Below are 13,740 nucleotides of genomic sequence, written 5' to 3' on the forward strand. Positions count from 1 at the left end.
TTAACTAATATAAAATGGTAAGTACTTTTATTTAGAATAAGCCCGAAAGTTCATATAGTTCATATAGTTCAAAAAGTGATATTAATGGTTAATGAAACAAATGTAGAGTGGATAAATGCAACAAATCCCGATATTATTCATAAAGAGGAATATGATTGGTATAAATCTTGGCCTAAAGGGGTTCGGAAGCAGCTTAAATATCCAAAAATGGGACTTAATGAGGTTTTCAAGGAATCCGTTTCTAGAAATGCGGATATGACATATTTAAGTATATTGGGTATTGATTATTCCTATTCTAAAGTGAATGAAATGGCCAATCGGTTTGCCAATGCAATGTTAGCCAAAGGATATGGAATTGGGGACCGAATTGCAATTTTTATGCCAAATCTACCTCAATTTGTATTCGTGTTCTATGGAATTTTGAAGATTGGGGCAACTGTCGTTCCAATCTCACCCTTGTTAGGAAAAGAAGATTTGAAAAAAATTATCAATGATAGCCAAATTTCTGCGCTTGTGGGATTAGATATACTCTTTCCAAATATCGAATCGATTATTTCTGAATCAAATTCTTTGAAGAATGTAATTTTGACATCCTTAGGAGATTTACTGTCGCCAATTGTTCGGGTGATTGCTAAAATCGTAGGGAAAATACCTAAAACCCCAAAAATCAATATACCATTTGAAAATTTGTATACCTTATTTAAGAACAATTCTGATGAAGAAGTTCTTATTAATGTTAAACCAGATAAAGATATCGCAGTAATTGGGTATACTGGTGGAACTACTGGTACTCCCAAGGGAGCAATGTTAACCCATGAAAATTTAGTTTCAAATTTGCATCAAGGAAGAGAATGGGCACGAATTACTCATCCGATTGGGATCCACAAGAAATTTGTTGGAGCAGTTCCCTTTTTCCATATTATAGGACTAAATGCAGTTATGTTGGTTTCAATGTTTTATGATAGCACGGTATATTTGTTCCCAGATCCAAGAAAATTTGAATCTATCTTGCAATCAATTGAAAAATATAAAATAAACTATTTTCACGGCGTTCCAACCCTTCATCAAGCGATAATTAATCATACCAACTTTGATAAATACAACTTAAGCTCCCTTGAACTCATTTTTTCAGGAGCAGCACCTCTCCCTGAAGAATTAGGAAAAGAAATAGAGAAAAAAACGGGTGCAATGGTCATTGAAGCCTATGGAATGACCGAAACTAGCCCAATGGTTGCTGCCAATCCTTTTGAAAAGAATAATCATAGATTTGGAACAATCGGAATTCCATTTCCAGATACATTAATCAAAATTTTTGATGAGTCCAGACAGAACGAAATGCCCGGTGGAGAAATTGGAGAAATTGCAATCAAAGGACCTCAAATTATGAAAGGATACTGGAATAATCCAGATGAAACAAAAAACATGCTTCAAAATGGATATCTGTTCACTGGAGATATGGGTTACTTTGATATAGATGGATATATTCATTTAGTGAATAGGAAAAAGGATATGATTATTGCTTCAGGGTTCAAAGTGTTTCCAAGCGAAATTGAATCAATAGTGCTTCAAAAATTCCCCGAAATTAAAGAAGCAGTAATTACAGGTGCACCAGACGAATATCGAGGTGAAACAGTCAAATTGATAGCAGTCCTACGTGAGAATGTATCTATTTCGAAAGAAAAGATTATTAATTATCTACGAGAGAGTGTGGCACATTACAAAATACCAAAAATCATTGAATTTCGGGAAATCTTGCCAAAAACAGGAATCGGCAAAACAGACAGACTTGCGATTCGAAAACAAGAATTTCATATGAATTCTTGAATTTATCACCTTTTTTTCTTAATTATAGTATCAGAACTATCAAGATTTCACTTAGTATTTCAACATTTTGAACAAAGGAAATGTGATTGGAAAATCTAACAACCTAAGAATAATATTGGTTTAAAAAATTGTAAAAAAAAGAAATAAAAAATCTGGAAAGAAGAAAATCAATCATTATCTTCCTTAGCTCGTTTTATAACAACAATTAACCCAACTACACCTCCGCCAATCGCTATACCAACAATCACTAGAACCCAAGGATTAATTGGATCATTTTCATCAACCCCAGCGGGAATTGAGATCTGGATCGAATTTACCACACTATTACCAAAGGAATCATAAACTGTAATCTGGATAGTATAATTCCCTGCAGGAAGATCAGCGAGAGAGTAATTATAGTATATTAACCCATTGATCCAAGCGGCAGAAGTAATCACAACAGTACCATTGACCGAAATAGAATACACCCCAGGATGTAAATCATCTACAGTCCAGTTTAAAAGAATGCTTGATGTATTAGAGCTTAGGATTAAATCTTGATTCGAATTAATAGTCGGAGCGGTTCCATCAACCACAACCAATGTATCGAATACGCGAGTATTTCCTAAAGAATCATTGACCCAAATCTGATATAAGTAATTCCCATCATCTAAAGAAAGAGCAGGGATTGTGTAAGAAACAGATCCATTTTCCCATGCAACAGGAGAGGTTTGAAGGGATTGATTTTGAGAAACTACAAAATATAAAGGATGGGTATCATTAATGCTCCAATTTAAGGTTAAATTTATTTTTCCAGTAATATTGTAAGTGGAAATAGATGATATTATGGGAGATGTACCATCAACATGCACTGTAGTCTCGGCTGTTTTTTGGTTACCATATTTATCTTCAACTTGTAAAGAATAATTATATGACCCATCTTCTAATGTATTTGCAGGAATGGTGTATTTAATCGCCCCATTCTGCCATTGTTGATCAGAAATTAGAATTTCCCCATCTAAAAGAATGGAATAATCATCTGGATTGAAATCAGTCACATCCCACGAAATTTCATAATTATTCTTCCCTGAAATTAAAATAGAGTCAACGGTGAAAATAACAGGTGCATCCACATCATGAATAGGATAAATATCCATTGTGTTTGCGTCTCCAGCGATTGGATGAGGTTGATCTCCAATTCCATCATGATCATCATCTGTTCCGGTGTAACTATCCCAATAGTTTCCTTTGGAACTAAAATACCACTGATTTCCAATACAGTCATCTTGAGCATGAAGAGAATTATTATAAAACCAATTGTTGAAAATGATATTTTCTCCAGATTCGTCAAACAACCAAATACCAGTACTGCTAGAATTTGAAATGATATTATTATTAATAGTTGATTGATTGGAATACTCTAACGAAACCCCGCTGTATTCGTTTAAAAAGAGAATATTATCTTCAATAATAGAATTTAAGGAGTCATAAATATAAATTCCATCTTCATTTGATTCTACGAGACACTGTTTTATTAAAGTCTGATTACTATAATCAAGATTGATCCCAATCCCAGAATTATTTACGATCTGGTTAAGAGAGATTTGATTTTCGTGAGAATAATCTAAATTAAGACCTCCATTACCGTTATTACAAATTGCAGTATAATTAATGACTGAATTATAAGTATATAAGAAATTCATTCCAAATTCATCATTATTATTAAAAGAATTTTCTTCAAAGAGATTGTAAGCGGAAAGTTCACATTCAAGGCCATAAGCACTATTATCGTTTGCATCATTCTCAATAAATGTGAGATTATGCTGGAGCAACGATAAATCAGGATTAAATTCATCCCAAGTGTTTTTCATACGGGCATCTATACTAATTCCCAAATAATTGTTGTTGAAAACATTCTCACTAACAATACTATTATTAATATTGTTCAAATATAAGCCATAATACTCATTATTGGATAGATTATTATTTTGAATAAGGAGATTATTGCCTCCAACTATCGATAATCCCATAGCTAGACCAGAATGATTAAAATTCTGAATTGTTGTGTTCACAGAATCCACAATGAATAATTGGGAATAAATGGGCATATTTCCTCCATCCAGAACAAGATTATTTTGCTCTTCTAAAACCAAAATAGGGGAACTATTAACCATATTTGATTGGTCAATATCGTTGTTAAAGCAATCTTGAATCATAAGACCTGAACCACCCATATCATTATTTTTTAATTTCCAGAAATCAGAATGTTGAAGATACATGTCACAATATTCACTTCTCGAGATTTGGTTTTCAATGATTGAATTGTTTTCTCCGGGAGCACTTTCAGATCCATCTGATGAAATTCCAACCCTACACCCATCAATGGAATTCAATTTTATAGTCGAATTATCTTGTTCATTAAAATAAAAACCATATTGAATTATATCTAACATAGAATTACCAGTTAAATTATTTTCCCTTCCATTACTGATATAAATTCCATATCTCGAATCTTCTATTATATTATCAACAACATCTATATAACTAGAATCTCGTACGTCAATTGCTCGATATGCCGATTTGAAGACATTGGAATAAATTGAATTATTGTTTGCCATACTTAAATACACTCCACTTTCAACACCCGTATTATTAAAAATCTGGTTTTTCGTGCTGGATATTAAAAGAATGCCCTTTAGATATGTACTAGACATATAATCATTATGGAAAAGTGTATTATTATGGATAATATTTTTTTGGCCAAAAGACACACAAATTCCTCCTTGGTAATTATCCGAGATATTATTGGAAGAAATGTTATTGAAATTTGACCCATCTTCGATGCTTATTTTATTAAGAGTTATTCCATAGCTTATTGCACTTGGACCATTATTTTTTGTAATTGTATTGTTATAAATCACATTGTAATCTCCCGATTCGACTTCAATCCCGGCAGAATTTTCAAAACAGTAGTTCTGATCTAGATAATTAGAATTACAATTATATTCGATATCGATCCCTGTTTCGCTATTTGAACAATTGTTTTGAAATAGATTATTAAAATCCGAATTTCTCATGAAATAAATTCCATCGCCATTAGTAATCGTATCAATGTTATTTCTTACTATTTCATTATAACTGCAAGACCATCCCAATCGTATTCCTGCAGTATAACAATTATAAATTTTATTATTAGTAAAATTATTCCAACTGCAACCAGAGTGAAGATATATCCCATAAGAATTTGTTGAAATATTGCAATCAACAATAGTCCCATTTGTTGTTCGATCGAAACGTATCGCTGGACCAACAGATGAAGATAAAGACGAATGATTGAATGCACAATTCTTAATAGTGAAGTAAATTTCATTAGAATCCATAATATACAACCCCGTTTCCCCAGCGGGAATATTGAATTGTACATCTTCGATTAAATAGGGATTACTTTCCGTGCCTAATCCAGAACACCATGGTTGGGACGCTGCCCAAGTCCAATTTCCAGTATGGGAATCATTATCTGTTGCAAGTGCATTAATAATGATCGATGTATTAGAAAAAGTAGCTAGACTTCTTGGAATGTTATCGAAATTTTCTTCATTCATAATGATGGTCTCTTCAATTGAAGAAAACGAATTGTTGGCAGCTATAACGGAAGAAAATAATAAGCAAATTATTATCACAACATCCTTCCTTTTATGTAATAGATTATACATAATTATTCACATGAACCTCTTTTTATGTTTACATTAATTAAAATGTGATAGCGTTGAATATATTATCACATTTTATGAGAGAGTTTTCGATTATAGACAAATAAATCTTTTGTGGAGAAATTCAGAAAAAAAATGATTTTAATTTAATCCTAGACTATATTTGAAAATAGAATTGATTTATACTAAAATATCAGTTTCGGCCAATGATTCATTATTCAAGTCATCAAGTGATTTTTGATCATTTTTCATTTGTGTAAAATAATCTTTCGTGACGAAGTGTAAAACTACATAACCTAATGCAGCAATAAATGTCAAAAGACCGACAATATACCATAAGATCTTACGATCTAGATTATCCATAATTACCCCAGCACCAATTGGCCCTAGTAACATCGGAACCAACCTCGCAGACATAAAAACGGCACTGTATCTCCCCCGCTTGTCTTCGGGTGCAAAATTAGCAACCATAGTTTGATTGAAGGGCGCTTGAACCATTTCGCCAGTTGTAATAATTATCATTGCTCCAAATGCTAACTGGATAGTGCCAATGAAACCATACATACCAAATCCGATCCCATAGAGAATATTTCCGACAGCAATCATAATCAGTGCAGGAAACATCTTAATTCGCTTGGTCAGCCAAAATTGCAATAAAACTACCATGAGAGCATTCATTGACATTAGTAATCCATATTGCTGATTAGTGAAGGATAAATCTTCGATTAGGAACACGGAAAGAGTGGAATTCATTTGCATATATGCTAAACCCATTAAAGCTGAAACAAAAACAAAAATCATAAATCGCCAATTTTTAAAAATCTCTCCATAACCAGATTTCGTTTTTTCAGCTTTCACTAAAGTTGATGCGACATCTGGTAAAATGTCATTTGTTTCTATCTTTGGAGGACGGGTTTCGGGGACTTTAAGTACAAAAATTATCGCTGTTATGAAACTAGAAACAGCATCACCGATAAATAACCATTTGAAATCAAAGGATGATAATAATCCTCCCAAAGCGGGGCCAATAGCCGCAGATAAGTTGAAAATTACGCGTAAAATGCTAAACCCTTCAGGTCTCTTTTCTACAGTCAGCACATCCGCTAACATTGCCTGCCGAGCAGGACCACCAATTGTACCCAATAAACCCATAATTCCAATTAGAATATAGATCATATTAACATTTGAAATAAATACAAAAGTTAAACTAAATATACCACTGGCCATTAGGCCAAAAAGCGCACATTTTTTTCTTCCTATTTTATCGGCAAGAGAACCTCCAATCATCCCACCAATTAAACTCCCAATTGCCGAGATGATGAAAACTATTCCTACACCTACCATAGAAAGTCCAAAAACTTGACTCATATAGATGTAAATGAAAGGTCCAAGCATATAACTACCAATTTGATCAATAAAAGTGGCGAAGGTAATTACCCAAAAGGATTCGGGAAACTCGTTGTAGGTTTTTTTTATATTAGCAAACATATTTTTATCCTTCATATAATTTTATATAATTATTCGAAAAAAGCAAAACAAATAATAGGATGACTCAGCGTTTTATTTGTTTCTATTACTTCTTAGAGTGATCTAACCCATGCGGGTTTTTTCTTTATTTTGGATAATATCCAAATTTTTCTGAGATTAATCGTTTTGTTAGTCTACATCATAGAATTCTATGTTTTTACAATCTACAAGTGTGGAAAGTAAAACTAATTTAGGGAGAATATTTGGAATTCTTACACCATGACAACCTACTATTTTGTTGATACATTTTTGAAAGGTTTCTTTATCGACATTGGGAGTAAAAGTAAGATTTTGAATACCGACAAAACTGATTTGGTTTTCGGGTTCTTCAAGATCTTCTTTTGAAATAGTTAGATCCACATGACCAACTATGGAAAGAGGCATTTTATTCACAGATCTCAAGGTTCCAGCGGAAATTTCTGGAAAATCTTCATCAAATGAGTAAACTACATCTTGCATTAATTTAGTGATTGCAATTCCAACATTCATATCTAATTTTTTTGTCTTATTTACAAATTGCTCATAGACATCCGCATTAACCCCTCGTATAGAGATAGATTTCAAGTTTTCTTCGTTGAAAAAATCATCTGTAGCAAAGGGTTCTCGAAAATTTTCATTTGAGTTTTCATCTGACATTTTGTTTCACCATTTTATTTGATTTCATGTAAGTGTGATTACATGTTTGCATGTATAACATGTAACCATTGTTAATCATCCTATTTAAATCTTTATTTCCTTCAGAGACACATCATCAAGCTATTTTAGTTTTTAGTTTAGATATACTATATATGACATCCAATTTCTAAAATATCCCGTAATAGATGCGCGATCTCTTAGTATTTGGAATATCCAAGACGTATCGGGAATTACTTGATGATGTTATTTCATTTTTATTATCATTCATTTTACCATCAAATCATTTTTTCTTATTAAGTCGCCATCCCAGCCCTTTTGATTACAGAATATAGACTCATTATGGGAATGATCTTTATTTCGGATAGCACTCATAGATAATGGTTGTTACCAGTATCAAAATAATCTATAGAGGTCTGATAAAATATTCAGAAAAAAAAAATATGAAAAATCAACATTTAAGCTAAAACATCAGTTTCGGCTATAGATTCACAATTCAAGTCATCATTTGATTTTTGATCATTCTTCATTTGTACAAAGTAATCTTTCGTCACAAAATAAAGAATAATGTAGCCAAAGGCAGCAATAAAAGTCAAGCTTGCTCCAAGATACCACAAAATTCTTCGATCCAGAGAATCCATAATATAACCCGCACCTATTGGCCCAATTAGCATAACAACCATCTCTAGAACCATATATACGGCATTATATCTTCCCCGTTCATTTTCTGGGGCAAAATTTGCAGTAACAGTTTGATTGAAAGGTTCAGCAATCATCTCCCCCACGGTAATAACAATCATGGCGATAAAAGCAAGTGGGATAGTTGTTATAAAGCCGTACATCCCAAAGCCAATCCCATATAAAGCACTACCGACCGCCATCATAATTAAGGCTGGAAACATCTTAATTTTTTTCGTTAACCAAAATTGGATCACCACTACAATGAGTGCATTCATGGAAATTAATAATCCAAATTGCTGTTCTGAAAAACTAAGATTTTCAAGAAGAAATATAGAAAGAGTTGAGGTAACTTGCATGTAAGTTAAACTCACTAAAGCAGACACAATGATGAAAAGTAGATAACGCCAATTTTTGAAAACTCTACCATGTCCAGATTTCGATCGGTTTTTTTCATCTGCAACGGAAGGAACTTTTGATGAGATTTTACGAATTTCTTTCTTGATCGGATGAGTCTCGGGAATTTTTATCACAAATATTATTGCCGTAATAAAACTTGTTATAGCATCCCCTATAAATAACCATTTGAAGTTGTAGGAAGATAACAACCCACCCAATGCAGGTCCTATTGTGGCAGCTAAATTGGCAACAATACGCAAGATACTAAATCCTTCAGGTCGTTTTTCTACCGTTAAAATATCTGCAAACATTGCTTGACGGGCAGGTTTTCCAATTGACCCCAAAAATCCCATTATTCCCACCAGTAAATAAACAAGTTTAGCACTAGAAAGGAAAACAAATGTTAAACTGTACATACCACTTACCAATAATCCGAAAAGGGCACATTTCTTTCGTCCAACTTTATCACTAAGAGATCCACCGACAATGCCCCCAAGAATGTTTCCAATTCCCAAAATAATATAAACAAAACCGACTTCTACCATCGATAAGCCAAAATTCCAACTCATGAAAATGTAAATGAAAGGCAATATCATGAAAGTCCCAATACTATCTATAAAACTGGCCAGAGTTATAATCCAAAAAGATTGGGGAAACCGTTGGTAGGTTTCTTTTAATTTTGAAGTCATAAACATATTATCTCCTAACTATATTGAGCATTAAATTTAGTTTAAGTTTTTTTTGTATGGGTAATTTTCCTGTGGTTAACTTCAACTTAAGAACTTGCAACCATGCAATCATATTTCTCTTTAAATGTGAAGGGAAAAAAAAAAATTTTAAGCTAAAACATCAGTTTCGGTTAAAGATTCACTATTCAAGTCATCAAGTGATTTTTGATCATTTTTCATTTGCTTAAAATGATCTTTCGTGACGAAGTGCAAAACAACGTAACCAAAGGCAGCAATAAATGTCAGTAGTCCGGCAATATACCACAATATCTTACGATCCAGATTATCCATAATTGCCCCTGCACCAATTGGCCCTAATAACAATGGAATCATCCCTACAAACATATAAACAGCATTATATCTCCCTCGTTGATCTTCAGGTGCAAAATTGGCAACCATTGTTTGATTGAAAGGCGCAACAACCATTTCTCCAATGGTTATTATCACCATAGCACCAAAAGCTAAGGGGATGGTTCCAATAAAACCATACATACCAAATCCAATTCCATAGAGTATATTTCCTACTGCCATCATTATAAGAGCGGGAAACATTTTTATTCTCTTAGTTAACCAAAATTGGATCATAACTACCATAAGAGCATTCATTGAAATGAGCAGACCATATTGCTGATTTGTAAATGATAAATCTTCAATAAGAAAAACAGAAAGGGTAGAATTCATTTGCATGTAAGTTAGACCCATTAAAGCTGAAACACAAACAAAGATCAAAAATCTCCAATTTTTGAAAACTATTCCATAACCAGTTTTTTTCTTTTCTGTAATCATTTCGTTTGTGGTTACTTCTGGCATAACTTCATTTACTTCCATCTTTGCAGGATGGGTTTCAGGAACTTTGATTACGAAGATGATTGCAGTAATGAAACTCGAGATAGCATCGCCAATAAAGAGCCATTTAAAATCAAAAGATGAGAGCAATCCCCCTAATGCAGGCCCAATTGTAGCTGATAAATTTGCCACAATTCGCAAAATACTAAATCCTTCAGGTCGTTTTTCAACAGTCAAGACATCTGCAAGCATAGCTTGTCGAGCAGGCCCACCTATTGAACCTAGCAGCCCCATTATTCCAACGAGAATGTAGATCGTATTAACATTAGATACAAATACAAAAGTTAAACTAAAACCGCCACTGACCAACAAGCCAAATAGTGCACATTTTTTTCGTCCCAATTTATCGGTAAGAGATCCACCAATCATCCCTCCAATCATGTTCCCGATTCCGACAATTATATAAATTAATCCAACTTCCATCATAGATAACCCAAAAACTTGACTCATATAGATGTAAATGAAAGGTCCAATCATAAAACTTCCAATATTGTCAATAAAACTGGAGAATGTAATCACCCAGAAGGTTTCAGGGAACTCGTGGTATGTTTGTTTCATTTTTGTAAACATATTATTATCCTTCATATTATTTTATTTGAAAAAGAAAAAAAAAACTAATAGAACCATCAATTAGCCAAAACATCAGTATTGATAGGTGATTCGATAGGTATTTCTCTACTATTTTCTTCTGTAGAAGTTTGTTCTTGATTTGACTGACTGAAATATTTTTTGGAGGTAATATAAAGGAAGAGATATCCTATTGCTGCAATAATGGATAAAATACCCGATAGATACCATAAAATCTTACTATCCATATTATCCATAATTGCACCAGAACCTACTATCCCAAACAACATAGGGAAGATACTCGACCAGCCATGAACTGCCATATACCTCCCACGTTTATCTTCAGGCGCGAGATTTGCAGCAATTGATTGAGAATAGGGGGCAACAACCATCTCACCAATTGTTATAATTACCATTGCCAAGAAAGCAAGAGGAATGGTCCCAATAAAGCCATACATCCCGAAACCAATTCCATATAAAATATTACCCGCAGCCATCATAATTAGCGCTTGAAATCCTTTGATTTTGTGAGTTAACCAAAATTGCATCACAACAACCATAAAAGCATTCATGGAAATCAGCAACCCATATATATTGAGGTTAAATCCCAATTCTGCAGTAAGAAATACGGGGAGAGTAGAAATCATTTGCATATAGACTAAGCTCATAATAGCAGAAATAAAAACAAAAATCATAAACCGCCAGTCCATGAATACTTCTTTATAACCCCTATCCGATTTTTTTTCTGGAGGGACTGAAGATTGATTTTCAGAGGTCTCAACATTCTGTTCATCCGAATTCCTTTTAGTTTCAGGAACTTTAAACACAAAGATTACTGCGGTTATGAATGATGTGATTGCATCTGCTAAAAATATGAATTTAAAGTTCGTTGCCGCGAGCAATCCACCTAAAGCAGGACCAATCGTGGCAGAAAGATTAACAATGACACGTAATATTGCAAAACCCTCAGCCCTTTGTTCTTTAGGAAGAATATCTGCAAGCATTGCCTGCCTAGCAGGTCCACCGATTGCCCCTAAAAGACCCATCATACCGACAAGAATGTAGAGTGCTGTCACCGTATGGATAAAAATGAATCCTATTGAAAAGAGTCCGCTAATTAGCAATCCAAATAGTGCACAAATCTTCCTTCCAATTTTATCAGTTAAAGCCCCTCCAATCATCCCTCCAAGCATATTCCCAACTCCAACAATGATAAAAACAAGACCAACTTCCACCATACTAATTCCAAATGCTTGAGTCATATAAATGGCGATAAATGGCATCATCATAAAACCTCCAATTTGATCAATAAAACTGGAGAATGTGATAACCCAAAATGTTTCCGGAAATTCTTGAAAAGTTTGTTTCATTTTTGTAAACATATTTAATTCTACCATATCATTTTTTCCCAAAATCCACTGTTTTGACAATAGAGTAATTGATTTACGAAATAGAAGAGATTTGAAGTAATAACTTCTGACAATTCAATAAATTTTAGTTTATGATATAATTAGGGTGTGTATAATATTTAAACATGTGTAATTCAGTGTGTATTATTTATGTCTTTTTTTAACACAATATAAAGTAAAAGGAGTCCAGTATTTGCCAAGGAAAAAATTCAAATTTCAGTTAGGTTTTTTAAACCTCTCTGAATATTGTTCATTTTTTTTAACCAAATATTCATTTCTCAAGTACTTCAACATTAAAGAAGAATGAATTTTAGCTTAACTGGAAAAGAAAAATGTATGACAAAAATCACTTTTTTTTCTACAAAATGGCTCATTAAACGACAATATTTTAGTTGTTCCGTGGCATAATTTATATTCATCATACACAAATTAATAGCATGGCTTTTGATCCAGTGTACTATAGCTTTATGGAATATTTTACCTTAGTTTTATCCATTATTTTTTTATTTTATACAATCATTCCCTTAGCAAAATATATACAACGCAGAAAAATTATGGCGCTGTATTTTGCGTTATCAAACCTTACTTACGTAATTACTCTTGCAGTCACGTATGTAGGGATAGTTACTTCTTTGGAAATGGATGATAAAAGTCCAAGTTTCATGGCAAGTATGTTTGTAATGAATATATGCATGATTTGTGGAGGGTTTTGTTTATATTTATTCTGTTCAAAACTTGCTTCCATAAACAAGAAAAAAGTTCTCACAGTAGGAATAATTGGGCTAGCATTTCTGGTCTTTTCAAGCTTACCTATTAATAATTGGATGGATCCGACTTCAAAAGGATTTCAGATCAAATACATATCATTCCTCTTGTTGACAATCTACAGTATAGGAGTATATTCTTCCATTATCCGCATTTTCGGTAAAGATCTAAAAAATTTGACCGAAATGAGAGGTCAATATCGTTCAATTGTTTATGGATCAATTTCATCAATGCTTTTCTTTGTTGGAATGTTAGTGAGATCCGCCGCTGCAATCAATTCAATATTATATAACGCAATAATCTGGTGTATTTTGGTTATTGGAGCCGGATTTTACTTCTTTGGGTTCATTCAACCAAGTTTAAAGAAAAAAGTAAAAGAATCAAAGGATGCTGATTTAGAAACAAAAAATATTGAGATAGTGAATTAATTTTTTTGATTAATTTTTTTGATTTCTATTTTTCTATTCATTTTTTGTTAGCCTTTTACTTCTTTAGTAGAATTTGAGACCTATTTAAAAAATTAGCTCTCAGATAATCAAAAAATAATCCAGAATTAAGAAATTAGAAGGTGTTTCATCGAAATAGGAAGATTCAAGACAATTATGTTTAAATTTGAACAGAATTCGTTAAAGAAAAAATACATTTCTCTTTACATATCGGAAGATGTGAACGCAT

Annotated in this window: 8 protein-coding genes; 2 read left to right on the forward strand and 6 right to left on the reverse strand. The window is 33.0% G+C overall.

Features of this window, described 5'->3' with window-relative positions:
* Positions 1 to 84: 84 nt before the first annotated feature.
* Positions 85 to 1,824, forward strand: a complete 1,740-nt coding sequence (locus NEF87_RS02935; protein ID WP_457918570.1) for an AMP-binding protein — start codon at positions 85 to 87, stop codon at positions 1,822 to 1,824.
* Between the two features lie 167 nt (positions 1,825 to 1,991).
* Here NEF87_RS02935 and NEF87_RS02940 read toward each other — a convergent pair whose 3' ends face one another.
* From NEF87_RS02940 to NEF87_RS02965, 6 genes are all read right to left on the reverse strand, one after another.
* Positions 1,992 to 5,516 carry a right-handed parallel beta-helix repeat-containing protein gene (locus NEF87_RS02940; RefSeq protein ID WP_457918571.1) on the reverse strand — a complete coding sequence of 1,175 codons (3,525 nt, stop codon included), beginning with the start codon at positions 5,514 to 5,516 and terminating at the stop codon, positions 1,992 to 1,994.
* Positions 5,517 to 5,693: 177 nt separating this feature from the next.
* Positions 5,694 to 7,016 carry an MDR family MFS transporter gene (locus NEF87_RS02945; RefSeq protein ID WP_457918572.1) on the reverse strand — a complete coding sequence of 441 codons (1,323 nt, stop codon included), beginning with the start codon at positions 7,014 to 7,016 and terminating at the stop codon, positions 5,694 to 5,696.
* A 153-nt stretch (positions 7,017 to 7,169) separates the two neighbouring features.
* Positions 7,170 to 7,676 (reverse strand): hypothetical protein, encoded by a 507-nt coding sequence (locus NEF87_RS02950; protein ID WP_457918573.1) that lies wholly within the window; start codon positions 7,674 to 7,676, stop codon positions 7,170 to 7,172.
* A 455-nt stretch (positions 7,677 to 8,131) separates the two neighbouring features.
* Positions 8,132 to 9,439 (reverse strand): MDR family MFS transporter, encoded by a 1,308-nt coding sequence (locus tag NEF87_RS02955; protein WP_457918574.1) that lies wholly within the window; start codon positions 9,437 to 9,439, stop codon positions 8,132 to 8,134.
* Between the two features lie 147 nt (positions 9,440 to 9,586).
* Positions 9,587 to 10,909: an MDR family MFS transporter gene (locus tag NEF87_RS02960; RefSeq protein WP_457918575.1), complete on the reverse strand. Its 1,323-nt coding sequence runs from the start codon at positions 10,907 to 10,909 to the stop codon at positions 9,587 to 9,589.
* A 41-nt stretch (positions 10,910 to 10,950) separates the two neighbouring features.
* Complete coding sequence (locus NEF87_RS02965) at positions 10,951 to 12,288, reverse strand: MDR family MFS transporter (protein WP_457918576.1); 1,338 nt, start codon at positions 12,286 to 12,288, stop codon at positions 10,951 to 10,953.
* Positions 12,289 to 12,737: 449 nt separating this feature from the next.
* Between NEF87_RS02965 and NEF87_RS02970 the strand changes: the two genes are divergently transcribed.
* A complete protein-coding gene (locus NEF87_RS02970) occupies positions 12,738 to 13,493 on the forward strand; it encodes a hypothetical protein (protein ID WP_457918577.1) in 756 nt (251 codons plus the stop codon).
* Positions 13,494 to 13,740 lie beyond the last annotated feature (247 nt).

Origin of the sequence: Candidatus Lokiarchaeum ossiferum, from assembly GCA_025839675.1 — an archaeon.
In the GTDB taxonomy this organism is placed as follows: domain Archaea; phylum Asgardarchaeota; class Lokiarchaeia; order Sigyniarchaeales; family Promethearchaeaceae; genus Lokiarchaeum; species Lokiarchaeum ossiferum.